The following is an 18,349-nucleotide window of genomic DNA, read 5'->3' on the forward strand; positions in this document are numbered from 1 at the left end:
GAACAGGAAAATTGGTAATGATTGGTAAGGTTGCATTTTCGTTGGCCATGTTTGCGGTTGTGCCGGGGGCGATTGCGCTGGGGCTGATCGCCTCGCAGGGGCCGGGCACGGTGGATGGCGCGGGCGGGTTGGATTTCAGCAAACAACTGGCGCGCGGGCTGGACGATCCGCTGCCCGTGGTGCCGGTGCAGATGCGCGATGGGTTTGCCTTGCAGGTGCGCCATCTGGAGGGGCCCAAGGATGCGCCGCTGTTGGTGATGGTGCATGGCTCGGGCTGGCAGGGCGCGCAGTTTGACAGCCTGGCGCGCGATCTGGCGGATCAGGCCGAGGTGCTGGTGCCCGATCTGCGCGGTCATGGTGCTCAGCCGGGGCGGCGGGGCGATGTGGACTATATCGGCCAGTTCGAGGACGATCTGGCCGACCTGATCGCCGCCTATCGCAAACCGGGGCAGAAGGTGATCGCGCTGGGGCACAGCTCGGGCGGGGGGCTGGTGGTGCGGATGGCGGGCGGCCCGCATGGCGGCGCGCTGGATGGGGCGGTTCTGCTGGCGCCTTTCCTGAAATACAACGCCCCCACGACGCGCGCCAATTCCGGTGGCTGGGCGCACCCGCTGACGCGGCGGCTGATCGGTCTGTCGATGCTGAATGCGGTGAAAATCCGCGCGCTGAACCATCTGACCGTGATCCAGTTTGCCATGCCGCAAACCGTGTTGGACGGCCCGCTGGGGCATACGGCGACAACGGCCTATTCCTATCGGCTGAACACGTCTTATGCGCCACGCAATGACTATACGGCGGATATTGAGGCTTTGCCGCCGTTCCTGCTGGCGGTGGGGGACCGGGACGAGGCCTTTGTTGCCGAAGGGTACCAGCCTTTGATGTCGGCCCATACCGATCAGGGGCGCTATGCCTTGATCGCGGGGGTGACCCATCTGGATGTGGTGGACGATCCGCAAACCCTGACCGAAATTCAAGGATTCCTGCGTGAGTTTTGATGACCCCGACATGATCGCCTGCGCCGAACTGGTGCAGCGCGCCGATCCTGACAGGTTTCGCGTGGCCATGGCTGCCCCGGTGCCTGCGCGGCTGGTGCTGTTCCCGATTTTCGCGGCGAATGTCGAAGTCTCGCGCGCCCCTTGGGTGACGCAGGAACATCTGATCGCGGAAATGCGCCTGCAATGGTGGAAGGACGCGTTCGAGCAAATCGCCGCCGGGGGCAATGTTCGCCGGCACGAGGTGGTCTCGCCCCTGGCGCGGGTGCTGGACGCGCGCGGCGCGCAGCTGATGCTGGAACTGGCCGAGGTCCGCAGCTGGGACATCTACCGCGACCCGTTCGAGGATGCCGCGCATTTTGAACGCTATATCACCGCCAGCTCAGCGCATTTGATGCTGGCCGCCGCGCGGGCCCTGGGGGATGTGGACGAACAAGCCGTTCTGGACATGGGATATGCCGCCGGGCTGGCCAATTATCTGGTGGCCGTGCCTGCCCTAGAGAAGGCCAAGCGCGTGCCCCTTCTGGATGGCCGCCCCGAGGCTGTGCAGGCGCTGGCGCAGGATGGGCTGGCGCGGCTGAAACGGGCGCGGGCCGCGCGGGGGCAGGTGGGGCGTGCGGCGGCTCCGGCGATGCTGCTGGGGTGGAAGGCCGAAGCCATTCTGAAACGCGCCGCAGCTCAGCCCGGACGTGTGGCCGCCGGGGCGCTGGCCGGATCGGGCTTTGCCGAGAATGCGGGCTTGATGCTGCGCGCCCTGACGGGGCGCTGGTAGGGCGCGGATCAGTCCTCGGACGGACGCAGGAACAGCCAGATCAGCGCGCCACCCGCCAGCATCAGGAAGGGTGCCATCGCCAGGTTCACCGAGGTCCACCCCACTTGCGCCGACCCGCCCGAGCAATTCATCAACCCGCCCGAGGCCAGCGACGCCACCGTCACCCCGCCAAAGACCAGCAGATCGTTCAGCCCCTGCATCCGGCCGCGCTCGTGCGGCTCATGGGCGCCGGCCAGCATCGTGGTGGCGCCGATAAAGCCAAAGTTCCAGCCCACGCCCAGCAGGATCAGCGCGATGAAAAAGTTTTCAAGTTCAACGCCTTGCAGCGCCACAGCGCCCGCGCCGGCCAGAATGGCCAGGCCAGTGGCCACGATTTTCTCAATCCCGAACCGGGCGATCAGGTGGCCGGTGAAAAAGCTGGGCACATACATGGCCAGCACATGGGCGGACACCACATCGGCGGCCGTGCCTGCCTCGAATCCGCAGCCCACGACGGCCAGCGGCGTCGAGGTCATCACCAGATTCATCAGCGCATAGCTGACCATCGCACAGATCACCGCCACCAGAATGCGCGGGGTTGTGATCAGCTCCCACCGGGTGCGGCCCCTGGGGGCATCGGCGGCGGGCGGCTGCGGTTTGGGAATGTCCAGGAACAGAAACAGGGCCGATCCGATCACATTCACCGCGATCACCGCCAGATAGGTGCCGATGAAGGGGATCACGAAGGCATCCACCGTGACCTTGACCAGCTGAGGCCCGATGATCGCCGCCGCCAGACCGCCGGCCATCACATAGGAAATCGCCTTGGGGCGGAAGGCCTCAGAGGCGGTGTCGGCGGCGGCAAAACGGTAAAACCCGTGCGCGGACATATAGATCCCGGTCACCAGACTGCCCGCCAGGAAGATCGGGAAAGAGGCCACATACAGCCCGTAGGCTCCGATTGCGCCGCCGATGGCACCGGCCAGCGTGCCCAGCATGAACCCGACGCGCCGCCCGTATGTCTGCATCACCCAGGACACCGGCGTCGCCGCCAGCATACTGCCCAGCACGATCAGCGAGATCGGCAGGGTGGCAAAGCACAGGTTCGTCGCCAAAGCCTGCCCGGCCAGCCCGCCGATGGTGAAAATCATCGGCATCTGCGCGCCCAAGATCGCCTGGGCCAGCACCAGAATGGTCACGTTCCGCTTGGCGCGGGCATCGTCGGGCATATATTCAGAACTGCTCATGCGAGAGTGCTAGCCCGTTGCTCTGTCCCGCGCAAGCCGGATATTTACGGTGTTAAATATTCGCCTCAGGACTGTTCTGCGGGGCGGCCTCGGTCCAGCGGATCCAGATCCCGAGGCGGCTGCCCCGCGATCATCCCCTGCCAGTCCAGCACCTGCCGCAACAGAACCGAGCGCCCAACGCAGAGAATCGCCGGCGGCTGCATTCCCTGGGCGGCAATGTCAGTTTCCAGCCGGGATAGCGTGGTTTCCAGCACTTTCTGATCGGACGTGGTGGCCTGGCTGACAACGGCGCAGGGCTCGTTCGGGGGGCGGCCGGCGGCCAGCAGTTCCTGAGCGATCCGGCCTGCGTGTTTCATGCCCATATAGATCACCAGAACCTGCGCGCCCTGCGCCAGCGCGGCCCAGTTCACCGCCTGCGGAGCCTGTCCCGTCTGGTCATGCCCGGTGACGAAAACCACCGATTGGTTCACATCCCGGTGCGTGACCGGAATGCCCGCATAGGCCAGCCCGCCAATGCCCGCGCTGATGCCCGGAATGATGCGCAGGGGAATGCCGTGCTGCACCAGGGTTTGGGCCTCTTCTCCGCCGCGGCCAAAGACGAAAGGATCGCCGCCCTTCAGCCGCAAAACGCGTTTACCCTGTTTGGCCAGCTCGACCAGACGCAGGGAAATGTCGCGCTGCTTGGCCGAGGGTTTGCCCCCGCGTTTGCCCGCATATTCCAGCGTGGCCTGCGGGGCCCATTGCAGGATCGCGTCATTCACCAGCGCGTCATAGACCACCACATCGGCCTGTTTCAGCGCGTTCAGCGCGTGCAGCGTCAGCAGCCCCGGATCTCCGGGGCCGGCGCCGCACAGCCAGACCCATCCGGGTTCCAGTTGCGGCCAGTCAAAGGGCGGGAGGGCAGGTGATTCACTCATGCCCCCTGTATGCGCCGGATTGCGGGGCTGGAAAAGGGGGGCTTTGGGCCTGTAGGGTAGCCGCAAAAGGAGCTGGCGGATGGTCGGACGTCTTATTGAAACACCCGATTGCGTGGCCGAGGGGGCGCGCTGGCTGTGCCGGGCCGATCCGGCACTGGCGCGCGCCTATGCGCTGACCGGGCCGCTGCCGCTGCGCCGCAGACCGGACGGGTTCGCGCAGCTGCTCAATGCGATTGTCAGCCAGCAGGTCAGCGTGGCCTCGGCCAATGCGATCTGGGCACGGCTGGAGACAGCCGGGATGCTGGACGCGCCCGCCATTCGCGCCAGTACGGACGAAGAGCTGCGCGCCCTGGGTCTGAGCCGTCAGAAGGCGCGCTATGCCCGCGCCCTGGCCGAGGCCGACGTGGATTTCACCGCCCTGCGCCGCGCCCCCACCGATGAGGTGATCAAAACCCTGACCGCGATCACCGGCATCGGTGTCTGGACGGCGGAAATCTATGCCATGTTCAGCCTGGGGCGGGCGGATGTGTTCGCGCCGGGCGATCTGGCCTTGCAAGAGGCCGCCCGCATCCTCTACGACCTGCCAGAGCGGCCCAAGGAACGGGCATTGCGGCAGATGGCGGAACACTGGTCGCCCTGGCGCAGTGTCGCGGCTCGGATGTTGTGGGCCTATTATCATGTTGAAAAACAAAGGGAAGGTATCAGATGACTCGCGTTCTACAGGCTGGACGGATTGAGCCGAAATCAGGGGAAATGCGGTCCGTCGTCGTGTTCCTGCATGGCTATGGGGCCAATGGGGCGGATCTGCTGTCGATTGGCAATGTGCTGGCGGATCACCTGCCCGATACGCTGTTCATCGCGCCCGATGCGCCGGAAAACTGCGCCGGTGCGCCGATGGGATACCAGTGGTTTCCGATCCCCTGGATCGACGGGTCGTCGCAGGAAGAGGCCGATCGCGGGATGCGTCAGGCGGTGGAAGATCTGAACGCATTTCTGGATGGCATTCTGGTGGATAACGATCTGCTGCCCGAGCAGATGGTGCTGTTCGGGTTTTCCCAAGGCACGATGATGAGCCTGCATGTCGCGCCGCGCCGCGAGGATGAGGTGGCGGGGATCGTCGCGTTCTCGGGGCGGTTGCTGGAGCCCGATCTGCTGAAAGAGGAAGTGATCAGCCGCCCGCCGGTTCTGCTGGTGCATGGCGATGCCGATGACGTGGTGCCGCCGCAATCTCTGCCCGAGGCGGCCGAGGCCTTGCAGGGGGCCGGGTTCAAAGAGGTCTATGCGCATATCATGAAGGGCACCGCGCATGGGATCGCGCCGGATGGTTTGTCTGTGGCGCTGGCGTTCATGCGCGATAAGCTGGGGCTGTAAGGGGCTTGCGGGCTGTTGCTGAAAAAATGGGCCGATCCGTGTGCGATAGGCGGGTCGGTTTTGAGTATTTTGATCAGAAAGAAACGGCGGGCGCGGTCAGGGACTGATCGGGGTATGGATCGGGCGGCGTCAGGGGATGGTGTCAGGGGGCGGTGTCGAGGCCCCAGAGGCGGGGCTCGGCGAATTCCAGAGAGTTGCCGGCCGGATCGCGGAAATACAGCGAGCGGGCACCGCCGGGCCAGTCGAATTCGGCCTCGATTGGGATGCGATGGGTGGTGAGCCGGTCGCGCCAGGCTTCGATCTGAATGCGGGTGGCGGCAAAGCACAGGTGTCCGGGGCCATGCGCGCCATGTGGGGGCACGGGCAGGGCGGTGTTCTGTGTGGGCTGACAGGTTTCATCGGGGTTGAACAGCAGCAGCACGCCGCGTTCGAGCCGGAAGAAGGCGTGCCGCTGGCCCAGGCGCGAAATCAGCGGCAGGTTCAGCACGGTTTCATAGAAGCTCTGCGCGGCATCCAGATCGGAGCAATAGAGCGCGGATTCGAGGATTGAGCCTGGGGATAGCATGGTGTCAGCTTAGGGCAGGCTTGTGAAAATTGCACCTGGTGCTGCGCAATTAGGCAGCAGGGCTGTTTTGGGCTGTCATGGGCGTGTCATCTTGGCTGGGCAGGGTGGCGCCATGCGCGGGGAAGATCATGGGGCTTGCCCCAATCCAAACGCGATATATAGTTATGGATAGCTGGGGCGGGATGTCCCGCCTTGGTGCCGTATACGGGCAGACAGGGCAGGGAGCCAATACGCCAATGGATGGAGATTTCAGAACGGAATTCGTCAGAGACCCAGGAGCTTTAAAGCAGCACCCGGCCTTGGTGTTGAATGCGGATTACCGGCCCTTATCCTACTACCCGCTATCGCTGTGGCCCTGGCAGGAGGCGGTCAAGGCGGTGTGGCTGGACCGGGTCGATGTGGTGGCCGAATACGAGACCACGGCGCGCAGCCCCAGCACCGAAATCCGCATTCCCTCGGTTGTTGTGCTGAAGGACTTCATCAAACCTCAGAGGCGCGTGGCATTCACGCGCTTTAATTTATTTCTGAGGGATGAATTCCGGTGCCAATATTGCGGCAGTCGCGGTGATCTGACCTTTGATCATGTGGTGCCGCGGGCTGCGGGCGGGATCACCAGTTGGGAAAACGTGGTGGCGGCCTGTTCGTCGTGCAATCTGCGTAAGGGCTCAAAGAGCCTGCGCCGGGCAGGGATGCATCTGCGCAAGGTGCCACGCCGGCCCAGCCCGGCCGAGATGCAGAACATGGGGCGCAAATTCCCACCGAACCATCTGCATGAAAGCTGGATGGATTTCCTGTATTGGGACGTAGAACTGGATCAGGATTAACGCGGCTGTGATTGCCGCCACCAGCCGCAACCTGATCAAACAAATCACGGATACGGCCCGGATGGACGAAGAGGAGGATGTGGCGCGCCGCGCCCCCGCGCCATGCGAGTACTTTCGCAGCGCTATAGATCCGCAGCTGGGGCAGAGCTTTGAGATTGGGAAACTGGCGCTGGCTTTGCTCAGCTGCGCGCGCAGGCGATAGAAGGTACGTAGCCATTCAGAATTCGAGGTCCAGGGATAAAGAGCGGCAGGCGGCCGGTGCAAAGACGCCTGAAACGCAAAACGCCGCCCAGGTGGGGCGGCGCTGAAATCGCGGGGCTGGCTCGATTAGCCTTCGGCTTTGGGGGCCGGTTTGGCGGCGGGTTTGCTGGTCAGCGGATCGTCCTGACGCTGGACCGAGCCTTCGAAATGGGCGCCGCTTTCGATCGCGATGGTTTTGTGGATGATGTCGCCTTCGACGCGGGCGGTCGAGGTCAGGCGGACCTTCAGCCCGCGCACGCGGCCCACGACGCGGCCGTTGACCACCACATCATCGGCGACAACCTCGCCCTTGATGGTGGCGCTTTCGCCGACGGTCAGCAGGTGGGCGCGGATGTCGCCCTCGACCGTGCCTTCGACCTGAATGTCGCCGGTGGTTTTCAGATTGCCGGTGATCGTCAGGTCCGAGGACAGCACCGAGGCAGGCGGTTTCGGTTTCGCCGCTGCGGCCTTGAACTCTGCGGCAGGCTTGGCGGCCGCGGGGGCCTCGGGCATGGCAGGTTTCGCGGTTTCGGGTGCCTTGGGGGCGGGTTCGTTGATTTTGCTCTTAGAAAACATCTCGTGCAGCCTTGATAAAGATCATCGGATTGACGGCCGAGCCGTCGACTCTCACTTCGTAGTGCAAATGGGGCCCGGTAACACGCCCAGAGGCTCCCATATCACCAATACGTTGTCCACGCGATACCCTTTGGCCCTCTTTCACGATAATTTTTGACATATGGGCATAGCGGGTTTCGATCCCGAACGCGTGTTTGATTTTCACCAGACGGCCATAGCCCGAGGACCAGCCCGCATGGACAACCACCCCATCGGCGGTGGCGTGCAGAGGCGTGCCGACGGGGCCGGCGAAATCGACGCCCTTGTGCAGGCGGCGGCCCCCGGTCTTGGGATCGCGGCGATAGCCGAAGCCGCTGGTAAAGCGATAGGCGCGGTGCACCGGCATGGCAAAGGGCGCCTGCTCGGCCGCAATGCGGTAAAGGTTCAGCCGGTCCATCTGGTTCAGCAGCCGGTTGGCGCGGATCATATCGTCCGAGGGTTCCTCGCCGCGGGTGGAAAAGGACAGGGGCATCAGCGGGCCGCCCTGTCCGGAATAGCCACGCCGCACCTGGCTGAGAATCGAATCCGTGTTCATCCCCGCCGAGCGGAACATTTTATCCAGAGGTTTGACCGAGACTGTCATGGCCTCTTCCAGCTGGCGGAAGATCTGCTCGTTCTGGTCCTGCATCAGGCGTAGTTGCTGGGTCAGCTCGTCGGCGCGCACCAACGCGTCCTGGGCATCGGCCACGATCTGATCGCGCTGCGCGGCGGTATCATCCAGCGCGGCAACCATGAAATCCAGCGTCTCGCGCACGGCGGGCGCGCCACCGTTCGCGCTGCTTTGATCTTTCTGACCGTCCATTTCCTGACGCAGATCGGCGGCGGCGATGCGTGCCTCTTCGCGTTCTTTCATGGTGCGGCGCAGGGTGGTCTGGATGACCTCGATCCCGGTTTCCAGCTCGCGGCGCGAGGTCTCGGATTCCAGCAGCTGTTCCTGCATGACCGAGATCTGCTCAAGCGCCTTGTTGAACCGTTCCTGCGCGGCCAGCGCCTCTTGGGCGCGGCTGTCGCGTTCGGCGGACACCTGGTTCAGCCGGGTTTCATAGGTTTTCTGATCGCGCCGGGCCTGTTCGCGGAAATTGCCTGACCCGATCGAGTCCATCAGCAAAATCGCCGTGGCCACAATCGCCCAGGCGATCAGCGTGGCCGAGCCGGTAAATCCGATAAGCTGCGTGACCGGACGCAAGCGTATGAACCGCGTGTCGTTTTCCGATCTCAGAAAGACGCGTCGTTCGGGAAAGTATCTTTCCAACAGAGCGTCAAATTTTATTGCCAGACGTGTTCTCACCACGACGTCCTTATTCCGTATCCCCACTTCGGGCGCGGTTTATGGTTCTTGTGGCTCCGCGCCGCTGGAAGGTGATTAACGGGACCGGGGCGGCAGGGCAAGGTTTTTAGCCCCGCTGCCCCCGGCAAAGGCGGAAAACCACCTGATCCGGCAAAATCCCGCCGATATTAAGGGGTTGGGCGGTGCGGTGTTTCCTCGGCCAGCGGCCAGTAGAAGTCCGGAGGCAGCCCGGCCTCGGCGCGTTTTTCCTCGTTGAAGGGCGGTTTCAGCGCGCCGTGGAAATAGGTGCGCACCAGATCGTGGAACACCTCTTTGGGGTCTTTGTCATGCCGCCCGCACAGGAAATGAAACCACTTCGAGCCATAGGCCACATGGGCCACTTCCTCGGCGTAGATGACATTCAGGGCCTTGACCACATCATCCTGTTTGGCGTTCTGGAAAATCTTTATCATTCCGGGGGTTACATCCAGGCCGCGGGCCTCCAGCACCATCGGAACCACCGCCAGACGGCCCAGTATGTCCTCTACCGTGTCCTCGGCGGCGCGCCACATGCCGGCATGGGCGGGCAGGGCGCCATAGTGGCTGCCCATCGCCTCAAGACAGTCGCAGACCAGATTGAAATGCTTGGATTCCTCGTCGGCCGATTTCACCCAGTCGTCATAAAACCCCATCGGCATCGGGATATGCCCGAACCGGGCCACGATGTCCCAGTGCAGATCGACGGCGTTCAGCTCGATATGAGCGACGGCGTGCAAAATGGCGGTGCGCCCCTGCACGGATCCGGGGCGGCGGCGCGGCACGTCGCGTGGATCCAGCAGCTGGGGCTTTTCGGGGCGCGCGGGGCGCAGCGGCGGGGTGGCCGTGCCAATCGGCAAGGGCGTGCCGGCCTTGCGCGCGGCAAACCAGGTGGCGGCATGTTTGTGCGACAGGGCGGTTTTGGCGCGCCCATCGGCGGTTGTCAGGACCTCAACCGCCATTTCCGTCAGAGTCTGGGTCATAGGGCGCGCGCGGCCTCCAGCACGGTTTCGACATGGCCGGGGACTTTGACTTTGCGCCATTCGCCGACGATCACGCCCTGAGCATCCACCAGGAAAGTTGATCGAACAATGCCCCAGAACGTCTTGCCATACATGGATTTTTCCTTCCAGACGTCCAGCTTTTCGGACAGGTCGCTTTGTTCGTCGGACAGCAAAGGAACGCTCAGGTCTTTCTTGTCACGGAATTTTTCATGGCTTGCGAGCGAATCTTTGGATACGCCGAACACGCGCACGCCCAGGGCCTGGAACTCGGCCAGCGCTTCGGAAAATCCGATGGCCTCTTTGGTGCAGCCGGGCGTGTTGTCGCGCGGATAGAAGAACAGCACAAAGGGCGTGCCGCGCAGATCGGCCAGGCTGACCGGATCGCCGCCATCCTGCGGCAGGGTGAAATCGGGGGCGGGGGTGTTCAGCAGGCTCATGGCGCGGCTCCTTGGGTCAGTGATGGGGGTGCGTCGCGGGTTTGGGTGTAGTAATAGTGCCTGTGACAAAAGAATAAAGATGTTCGGCCCCGGCGGGCCCATAATTGAGCGCAGATGACAGAGCCAACCTCCGATACGCATAAACCGCACCGTTCCCGCTGGGCGTGGCTGTGGTGGGCGCTGATCCTGCTGGGCATGGGGCTGGCCGGGTTGGGCTGGGGTGTTTACGCCCATTCTGACCGGCCGATCAAGGCGCCAGACTGGGTACATGAGCGGATTGAAACCCGGCTGAGCGCCGCGCTGCCCGGCGCGCAGATCGCGGTGGGCGACATTTCTCTTCTGGTGCCGCGCGGGGGGCGTCCGCGGATTTTGTTGCGCGATGCCGAGATTTCCTCGGACGATGGCCGCCCGATCATCAGCCTGGCCGATCTTGAGGCGCGCGTGGCCTTTCGTCCGTTGCTGCGGGGGCAGGTGCTGCTGGGTAAATTGCGGCTCAGCGGGGCGCGGGTGAATGTGCGGCGCTTGCAGGATGGTGCGTTCGATCTGTCCTTTGGCACCCTGCCGCAAGCGCAAAGCGCGGCCAGTGCGGCGGATATTCTGCGGTCTCTGGATATGCTGCTGCAAACCCCGGAACTGGCCGCCCTGACCGAGGTCGAGGCCGACGCGCTGACCCTGCAATACGAGGATATTCGCGTCGATCGCGCCTGGACGGTAGACGGCGCCCGGTTTGAAATGACGCGCAGCGGCGACGATCTGCAATTGCGCGGCGATCTGGCGCTGCTGGGGGGCTATGATTATGCCACCACGCTGGAGGTCAACCTGGAAAGCCGGATTGGCGAAACCTCGGCCCGGTTCGGCATGAGCTTTGAGGACATGGCCGCGCGGGACGTGGCTGCGCAGGTCGGCGCTCTGGCCTGGCTGGAGGCCCTGCGCGCCCCCATCAACGGGGCCCTGCGCAGCGGGCTGGACGAAAACGGCAGCCTGGGGCCGCTGTCGGGGACGTTGCAGATCGGGCAGGGTGTGCTGCAACCCACGGATGCCACGCGCCCCATCCCGTTCCAGTCCGCGCGGTCCTATTTCACCTATGATCCGACAAGCGAGACGCTTAGGTTCGATGAGCTTTCCGTAGAAAGCCAATGGGTTACGGGGCGCAGTGAAGGTCGCGCCATTCTAAAGGGAATCAAGGCCGGGCGCCCCACAGAATTGCAGGGGCAGTTCAGTATGACCGGGCTCAGGGCCAATCCCAACGGCATGTATCCGCAGCCCGTGACGGTGGATTCCGCGCAGATGACTTTTCGTCTGGGGCTGGCACCGTTTGACCTGACCATGGGCGAGGCCAGCCTGACAAAAGACGGCCATGTCATCGTTCTGGATGGCCGTCTTCGGGCGTTGCCCGAGGGCTGGGATTTCGCCGTCAACGGCCGTGTCGATGACATCCGGCGCGATACGGTGCTGGAATTCTGGCCCGAACAGATCAAACCCAAGACCCGCAAATGGGTGTCCGAGAACATCCACGCGCTGACGCTGACCAATGCGCAGCTGGCCTATCGGCTGCATCCGGGGCAGGAGCCCAAACTCTATCTGGGCTCTGAATTCCGTGATGGCGACATCCGTTTCATGAAATACATGCCGCCCGTGCAGGGGGCTGCGGGCCGGGCCGAGCTGATGGGCACGCGGTTTGTGGTGACGGCCGCGCGGGGGCAGGTCCAGGCCCCGCAGGGCGGGCCGGTGGATGTCTCGGGCACCAGCCTGATCGTCGAGGATGTGCGGATCAAGGGGCCTCCGGCGGTGGTGCGCCTGCGGGCGGACGGGACGATCACGGCGGCGCTGGCCTTGCTGGATCGCAAGCCCCTGCATGTCATGACCAAAGCCGCGCGCCCCATCACGCTGGCCGATGGGCGTGCCCAGGCCTATGGCGATATTCATGTGCGGCTGAAAAAGGGGATGCCGCCCTCATCTGTAGACTATGACATCCGTGCGGATCTGAGCGCCGTGCGCAGTACCAGGCTGATCCCGGACCGGGTTTTCGCGGCCTCTGCGTTGCAATTGCACGCGACGCCCGCGCAGGTGCTGATCCAGGGCAGCGGGCGGGTCGGGCAGGTGCCGTTCGATGCGGTCTGGGCGATGCCGATCCGGAACAATCCGGCCGGTGTCAGCCGGGCCGAGGGGCGCGCAACACTGTCCCCGGCCTTTTTGCAAGAGTTCAACATCACACTGCCGCGCGGCTCGGTATCCGGGGCGGGGCCGGCGCGGTTTGCCATTGATCTGGAAAAGGGCAAAGAGCCCCGGTTCGATGTGTCCAGCACATTGAAAGGGATCGGGCTGAGCATCCCTCAGCTGGGCTGGTCGCTGGCCAAATCGCGCGAGGGCGCGCTGGCGGTGCGCGGACGTCTGGGTAAAATCCCGGCGGTGGAGCGGATCACGCTTGAGGCACCGGGGCTGGTGGCCTCGGGGGCGATCAGCCTTGGCCCGAACGGGCTGAACCGGGCGGCGTTTGACCGGGTGCGCGCCGGGCGCTGGCTGGATGCGCCGATCACGCTGGTGGGCCGGGGCAAAGGCGTGCCGCCTGCGGTGGAAATTTCCGGCGGGCGGCTGGATATGCGCGCGATGCCCAAGGGCGGCAGCGCTGGCGCGGGGGGGGGGGCGAATGTGCCGCTCAGCCTGCGGCTGGACCGGCTGCAAGTGACCGAAACGATTGCGCTGCACGGGGTGCAGGGCCAGTTTTCAACGCGCGGCGGGCTGACCGGCCAGTTCACCGGGCGGGTGAATGGCGCGGCTCCGATCCGCGGGACGATGACGCCGCAGGACGGCCGCAGCCAGTTCGTTCTGACCAGCGCGCAGGCTGGCGCGGTGATGTCCGCAGCGGGGCTGATTTCCAAGGCGCGCAAGGGGGATATGACGCTGACGCTGACCCCCGTGGGGGCCGACAGCTATGACGGGCGGCTGAAAATCAAGGACGTCTGGCTGATGGATGCGCCCGCTGCTGCGAACCTGTTCAACGCGGCCTCGATCATCGGATTGTTGGAACAAATGAGCGGCGGTGGCATTCTGTTCGGCGAGGTGGACGCCAAATTCAGGGTCACGCCAACCCAGGTGATCGTGCGTAAATCCAGCGCGGTTGGGGCCTCGATCGGGATTTCGCTGGACGGGATCTATGACGTGGCCAGCAAAAGCCTGGACATGCAGGGCGTGTTTTCCCCGCTTTATATGGTGAATGTCCTTGGATCGGTGCTGACCCGCAAGGGCGAGGGGCTGATCGGGTTCAATTTCACCATGAAGGGCCCGGCGGCCGATCCGAATGTGCGGGTCAATCCACTCTCGCTCTTTACCCCCGGCATGTTTCGAGAGATATTCCGCCGTCCCGCACCCAAGGTAAACCAATGAAGCTAAGCGATTTTGATTTCGATCTGCCCGAGACGCTGATTGCGACCCGGCCGGCCAAGCCTCGGTCGTCTGCGCGGTTGCTGGTGGCTCAGGGCGATCAGATCACCGATGCGCATGTCAGCGACATCCTGAACTGGCTGCGCCCCGGCGACCGGCTGGTTCTGAACGATACCAAGGTGCTGCCCGCGCGCCTGTCGGGCACCCGCGCGCGCCATGGGGCCGAGGGGCTGACCCACGCCCGGATCGAGGCCACGCTGCTGGAGCCCCGCCCCGGCGGGCGCTGGTCGGCGCTGGTCAAGCCGCTGAAAAAGATCCGCGAGGGCGAAGAGATCGTGTTCTCGGACCGGCTCTCGGCGCGGCTGGTGGCCAAGGAAGACGGCCAGGGCCTGCTGGAATTCAACCTGATGGGCGAGGATTTCGACGCCGCGCTGGCACAGGCCGGGGCGATGCCGCTGCCGCCCTATATCGCCGCCAAACGCGTCGCCGATGAGCAGGACAAAGAGGATTACCAGACGGTCTGGGCCCGCGCGATGGGCGCGGTGGCCGCCCCCACGGCCAGCCTGCATTTCGATGCGCCCTTGTTGCAAAAAATCCGCGATATGGGCGTTCAGATCAGCTTTGTCACGCTGCATGTGGGGGCGGGGACGTTCCTGCCGGTCAAGGTCGAGGACGTGACAACCCATAAGATGCACGCCGAATGGGGCGAGGTCAGCCCCGCCGCCGCCGCCGAAATCGCCGCCACGAAAGAGGCCGGCGGGCGGGTGATCCCCGTGGGCACCACCGCGCTGCGCCTGATCGAGAGCGCGGCCCGCACCGGCACCCTGCGGCCCTGGCAGGGCGAAACCGACATCTTTATCTATCCCGGTTTCCAGTTCCACGTGGCCGATGCGCTGATGACCAATTTCCACCTGCCCAAATCCACGCTGATGATGCTGGTCTCGGCCTTTATGGGGCAGGACCGGATTCGCGCGCTTTATGATCATGCGGTGGGGCAGGGGTATCGGTTTTTCTCGTATGGGGATGCCTCTTTGCTGGTGCCGCGCGGCTAAGTTGGTCGCGAACAGACCATTCTGCGCCGCTTTCTGACCTGAGAATCAGCCGATCCTTTTGCATAGGGGACGTTTCTTTGGATGAGGACGTGCGCAGATGTTCCAAGTTGTCTCCAGCGCCTGGGCTTTGTTCCTGGGGATGATGTTGCTGATGGTCGGTAATGGCTTGCAGGGCACCCTGTTGGGGGTCCGCGGCGAGCTGGAGGGGTTCTCGACCACGGAAATGTCCATCGTGATGTCCGCCTATTTCGTCGGCTTTCTGGGCGGATCCTGGCTGGCTCCCGAGATGATCCGGCGCGTCGGTCATGTGCGGGTTTTTGCGGCGCTGGGATCGTTGATTTCGGCGGTGATGATCCTGTTCCCGGTGCTGACGGACCCGTGGCTCTGGTCCATCGGGCGGGTGATCCTGGGGTTCTGCTATTCGGGGGTTTATGTGGTTGCGGAAAGCTGGCTGAACAATTCGGCCACGAACGAGACCCGCGGCCAGACCCTGTCGGCCTATATGATCACGATGATGTTCGGCATCGTCGGCGCGCAGGGGCTGCTGCTGGTGGGCGATCCGTCGGGTTTTGTTCTGTTCGTGATCCCCTCGGTGCTGGTGTCGATCTCATTCGCGCCGATCCTGCTGTCGGTGAATCCGACGCCGGTTGTGGACACGACCTCGCCAATGAGCCTGCGCGAGCTGATCGTCGTCTCGCCGCTGGGGGCGGTGGGGATGGTGCTGCTGGGGGGCGTCTATGCCGCGCAATACGGCATGGCCGCCGTCTATGGTGCGCAGGTGGGGCTGAGCCTGCCGGAAATCTCGATCTTCGTGGCCAGTTTTTATATCGGCGCAACCCTGACGCAATACCCGCTGGGCTGGCTGTCGGACCGGATGGACCGGCGCCTGCTGATCCTGCTGATTTCCGCAGTCGGAGGGCTGGGCGCGCTGGTGGGGCTGACGCTGGGCGGGCAATTTCCGCTGCTGCTGCTGGCGGCCTTCTGCATCGGAGGCACGGCAAACCCGCTGTATTCGCTGCTGATCGCTTATACCAATGACTTTCTGGAACCCAAGGACATGGCCTCGGCCTCGGGGGGGCTGGTGTTCATCAACGGGGTGGGCGCGGTGGCCGGCCCGCTGATCTTGGGCTGGGTCATGGGCGTGTTCGGGGCTCCGGGGTTTTTCTTGTTTATCGCGCTGCTGTTGCTGGCGCTGGTCGGCTATGCGGGCTATCGGATGACTCAGCGTCCGACGCCGGGTCACGACGACAGCCTGCAATATGCGCCTGTTTCGCCTGCGGCGTCGCCTCTTGTGGTTGAAATCGCACAGGAATTCGCCCTGGATGCGCAGGAAGACGCCGAAGCTAGCGCTACCAACACGGAATATGACCAAAAGTCGTAATTCGTGACTGTTCATCCCGCCGCCTGGTTCTGTAACATTTTATTAACGAAGCAGAAACAGGTGGAAGGGGAGGCTTCCAATGGCGACAGTCGAGGAAATTCTGGCATTCTGGTTGGATGAGGTCGGGCCCGAAGGGTGGTATGCGGCGGATGATGCTGTGGATCGAACGATCCGCGCCAAGTTCCACGGCGCCTGGGAAAGGGCGCAGGATGGCGGGCACAGCCTGTGGCTGACCTATCCCAGCGGGGCGCTGGCCTATATCATCCTGATGGATCAGTTCCCACGCAACATGTTCCGCGGTCAGGCTCAGGCTTTTGCCTCGGATACGGTGGCGCTGACGGCGGCGAAAATCGCGATTGATCACGGCTATGACCTGAAAATCGACGAGCCCGCGCGGCAGTTTTTCTATCTGCCGTTGATGCATTCGGAAAACCTGTGCGATCAGGAACGCTGCGTGCGCCTGATGGCGGACCGGATGCCATTGGCGGGGGCGTCAAACCTGCTCCATGCCAAGGCGCACCGGCAGGTGATCCGAGAATTCGGTCGCTTCCCCTATCGCAACGCTGCGCTGAACCGTTCCAGCAGCACGCATGAGCGCGCGTTCATTGATCAGGGCGGATATGGTGAAACAGTCCGGATGCTGCAAGCCAGTTGATATGTGCTTTCGGTGGTGATTGTTCACCTGAAATCAATATCTTATACACCCGTCGCGCGTCAAAGCGCTGCGGGTGTTTTGTTTTGGTTGAGTGGGTGAATTAAATGGTTTAATGTCAAACTAGTTTTGAATCGGAGGGGACTCATGTCTGCCAAATCGTTTGATATGATCGTGATCGGGGCCGGGCCAGGTGGATATGTCGCTGCCATTCGCGGTGCGCAGCTGGGGCTGAAGGTGGCTGTGGTCGAGCGCGAGCATCTGGGCGGCATCTGTCTGAATTGGGGCTGTATTCCCACAAAGGCTCTGCTGCGCTCGTCCGAGGTGTTCCACCTGATGGAGCGCGCCAAGGAGTTCGGTCTGAAGGCAGACAAAATCGGCTATGATCTGGACGCGGTCGTGAAACGCTCGCGCGGGGTTGCGGCGCAGCTGTCTGGCGGCATCGGCCACCTGCTGAAAAAGAACAAGATCACCGTTGTCATGGGCGAGGCCACGCTGCCCGCCAAAGGCAAGGTGAGCGTCAAGACCGACAAGGGCACCGAAGAGCTGACCGCGAAGGCCATCGTTCTGGCGACCGGCGCCCGTGCGCGTGAATTGCCGGGGCTCGAGGCCGATGGCGATCTGGTCTGGACCTACAAACACGCGCTGAACCCGCCGCGGATGCCGAAGAAACTGCTGGTGATCGGCTCGGGCGCGATCGGGATCGAATTTGCCAGTTTCTACAACACTTTGGGCGCGGATACGACTGTGGTCGAGGTGATGGACCGCGTGCTGCCGGTAGAAGACGCCGAAATCAGCGCCTTCGCAAAGAAACAGTTTGTTAAACAAGGTATGACCATCATGGAGAAAGCCATGGTGAAACAGCTGGATCGCGGCAAAGGGAAGGTAACGGCCCATATCGAAACCAAGGGCAAGGTTGAAAAGATCGCGTTCGACACGGTGATCAGCGCCGTGGGGATCGTCGGAAATGTTGAGAACCTTGGGCTCGAAGCTCTGGGTGTGAAAATCGACCGCACCCATGTGGTGACGGATGAATATTGTCGTACTGGCGTGGAGGGGCTTTATGCGATTGGCGATATTGCCGGCGCGCCCTGGCTGGCGCACAAGGCCAGCCACGAAGGCGTCATGGTGGCCGAGCTGATCGCGGGCAAACATGCCCATCCGGTCAAGCCCGAAACCATCGCGGGCTGCACCTATTGCCACCCGCAGGTGGCCAGCGTCGGCTATACCGAAGCAAAAGCCAAAGAGCTGGGTTATGACATCAAGGTCGGTCGCTTTCCCTTCATCGGTAACGGCAAGGCGATTGCCCTGGGCGAGCCCGAAGGCATGGTGAAGACCGTGTTCGACGCCAAAACCGGCGAGTTGCTGGGCGCGCATATGGTCGGCGCCGAGGTAACCGAGATGATCCAGGGCTATGTGATCGGCCGCCAGCTGGAAACCACCGAAGAAGACCTGATGCACACGGTCTTCCCGCATCCGACCCTGTCGGAAATGATGCATGAAAGCGTTCTGGATGCGTTCGGTCAGGTCATCCACATGTAGGTGCGTCTACATAGTTTGTGCAGTTATTGCATTGATATTAAAAAGCAAAAGGCGGATCTTCGGGGCTGCCTTTCG

The 18,349-nt window shown here is 63.3% G+C and carries 18 protein-coding genes; 11 read left to right on the forward strand and 7 right to left on the reverse strand.

Features of this window, described 5'->3' with window-relative positions; translation table 11 throughout:
• Positions 1–17: 17 nt before the first annotated feature.
• Complete coding sequence (locus ACP15O_RS04035) at positions 18–995, forward strand: alpha/beta hydrolase (protein ID WP_425094754.1); 978 nt, start codon at positions 18–20, stop codon at positions 993–995.
• The gene (locus ACP15O_RS04040; RefSeq protein WP_425094755.1) at positions 985–1,764 is read left to right on the forward strand and encodes a squalene/phytoene synthase family protein; all 780 of its coding nucleotides are present in this window, start codon (positions 985–987) and stop codon (positions 1,762–1,764) included. The genes ACP15O_RS04035 and ACP15O_RS04040 overlap by 11 nt, the downstream gene beginning before the upstream one ends.
• 8 nt (positions 1,765–1,772) lie before the next feature.
• On the opposite strand, the gene ACP15O_RS04045 is transcribed toward ACP15O_RS04040, so the two are convergent.
• Both ACP15O_RS04045 and cobA read right to left on the reverse strand, forming a co-directional pair.
• On the reverse strand, positions 1,773–2,990 hold the full coding sequence (locus ACP15O_RS04045) for an MFS transporter (protein WP_425094756.1): 1,218 nt from the start codon (positions 2,988–2,990) through the stop codon (positions 1,773–1,775).
• 65 nt (positions 2,991–3,055) lie between these two features.
• Positions 3,056–3,907 (reverse strand): uroporphyrinogen-III C-methyltransferase, encoded by an 852-nt coding sequence (gene cobA / locus ACP15O_RS04050; RefSeq protein ID WP_425094757.1) that lies wholly within the window; start codon positions 3,905–3,907, stop codon positions 3,056–3,058.
• Between the two features lie 79 nt (positions 3,908–3,986).
• Here cobA and ACP15O_RS04055 point away from each other — a divergent pair, with 79 nt between their 5' ends.
• Both ACP15O_RS04055 and ACP15O_RS04060 read left to right on the forward strand, forming a co-directional pair.
• A complete protein-coding gene (locus tag ACP15O_RS04055) occupies positions 3,987–4,616 on the forward strand; it encodes a DNA-3-methyladenine glycosylase family protein (RefSeq protein ID WP_425094758.1) in 630 nt (209 codons plus the stop codon).
• A complete protein-coding gene (locus tag ACP15O_RS04060) occupies positions 4,613–5,278 on the forward strand; it encodes an alpha/beta hydrolase (RefSeq protein WP_425094759.1) in 666 nt (221 codons plus the stop codon). Before ACP15O_RS04055 ends, ACP15O_RS04060 begins: the two co-directional genes overlap by 4 nt.
• Positions 5,279–5,420: 142 nt before the next feature.
• On the opposite strand, the gene ACP15O_RS04065 is transcribed toward ACP15O_RS04060, so the two are convergent.
• Positions 5,421–5,843, reverse strand: a complete 423-nt coding sequence (locus tag ACP15O_RS04065; RefSeq protein ID WP_425094760.1) for a VOC family protein — start codon at positions 5,841–5,843, stop codon at positions 5,421–5,423.
• 236 nt (positions 5,844–6,079) lie between these two features.
• On the opposite strand from ACP15O_RS04065, the gene ACP15O_RS04070 reads away from it, so the two are divergent.
• Positions 6,080–6,667 carry an HNH endonuclease gene (locus ACP15O_RS04070; protein ID WP_425094761.1) on the forward strand — a complete coding sequence of 196 codons (588 nt, stop codon included), beginning with the start codon at positions 6,080–6,082 and terminating at the stop codon, positions 6,665–6,667.
• Positions 6,668–6,674: 7 nt separating this feature from the next.
• Positions 6,675–6,869, forward strand: a complete 195-nt coding sequence (locus ACP15O_RS04075; RefSeq protein WP_425094762.1) for a hypothetical protein — start codon at positions 6,675–6,677, stop codon at positions 6,867–6,869.
• A 125-nt stretch (positions 6,870–6,994) separates the two neighbouring features.
• Here the strand turns inward: ACP15O_RS04075 and ACP15O_RS04080 are convergent, their stop codons facing one another.
• The 4 genes from ACP15O_RS04080 to ACP15O_RS04095 form a co-directional block, all read right to left on the reverse strand.
• Positions 6,995–7,483: a bactofilin family protein gene (locus ACP15O_RS04080; RefSeq protein ID WP_425094763.1), complete on the reverse strand. Its 489-nt coding sequence runs from the start codon at positions 7,481–7,483 to the stop codon at positions 6,995–6,997.
• Entirely contained in the window at positions 7,473–8,810 is a 1,338-nt protein-coding gene (locus ACP15O_RS04085; RefSeq protein WP_425094764.1) for a DUF5930 domain-containing protein, read from the reverse strand. The genes ACP15O_RS04080 and ACP15O_RS04085 overlap by 11 nt, the downstream gene beginning before the upstream one ends.
• 167 nt (positions 8,811–8,977) lie before the next feature.
• Positions 8,978–9,808, reverse strand: a complete 831-nt coding sequence (locus tag ACP15O_RS04090) for a ferritin-like domain-containing protein (RefSeq protein ID WP_425094765.1) — start codon at positions 9,806–9,808, stop codon at positions 8,978–8,980.
• The gene (locus ACP15O_RS04095) at positions 9,805–10,266 is read right to left on the reverse strand and encodes a peroxiredoxin (RefSeq protein WP_425094766.1); all 462 of its coding nucleotides are present in this window, start codon (positions 10,264–10,266) and stop codon (positions 9,805–9,807) included. The genes ACP15O_RS04090 and ACP15O_RS04095 overlap by 4 nt, the downstream gene beginning before the upstream one ends.
• Positions 10,267–10,380: 114 nt before the next feature.
• On the opposite strand from ACP15O_RS04095, the gene ACP15O_RS04100 reads away from it, so the two are divergent.
• From ACP15O_RS04100 to lpdA, 5 genes are all read left to right on the forward strand, one after another.
• Positions 10,381–13,650: an AsmA family protein gene (locus ACP15O_RS04100; RefSeq protein ID WP_425094767.1), complete on the forward strand. Its 3,270-nt coding sequence runs from the start codon at positions 10,381–10,383 to the stop codon at positions 13,648–13,650.
• A complete protein-coding gene (gene queA / locus ACP15O_RS04105; protein WP_425094768.1) occupies positions 13,647–14,699 on the forward strand; it encodes a tRNA preQ1(34) S-adenosylmethionine ribosyltransferase-isomerase QueA in 1,053 nt (350 codons plus the stop codon). The genes ACP15O_RS04100 and queA overlap by 4 nt, the downstream gene beginning before the upstream one ends.
• A 97-nt stretch (positions 14,700–14,796) precedes the next feature.
• Positions 14,797–16,080 carry an MFS transporter gene (locus tag ACP15O_RS04110; protein ID WP_425094769.1) on the forward strand — a complete coding sequence of 428 codons (1,284 nt, stop codon included), beginning with the start codon at positions 14,797–14,799 and terminating at the stop codon, positions 16,078–16,080.
• 79 nt (positions 16,081–16,159) lie between these two features.
• Complete coding sequence (locus ACP15O_RS04115) at positions 16,160–16,735, forward strand: DUF924 family protein (RefSeq protein ID WP_425094770.1); 576 nt, start codon at positions 16,160–16,162, stop codon at positions 16,733–16,735.
• A 144-nt stretch (positions 16,736–16,879) separates the two neighbouring features.
• Complete coding sequence (lpdA, locus tag ACP15O_RS04120) at positions 16,880–18,274, forward strand: dihydrolipoyl dehydrogenase (protein WP_425094771.1); 1,395 nt, start codon at positions 16,880–16,882, stop codon at positions 18,272–18,274.
• Positions 18,275–18,349 lie beyond the last annotated feature (75 nt).

This window comes from Youngimonas ophiurae (nom. illeg.) (assembly GCF_049803795.1).
Taxonomy (GTDB): Bacteria; Pseudomonadota; Alphaproteobacteria; order Rhodobacterales; family Rhodobacteraceae; genus Thalassobius.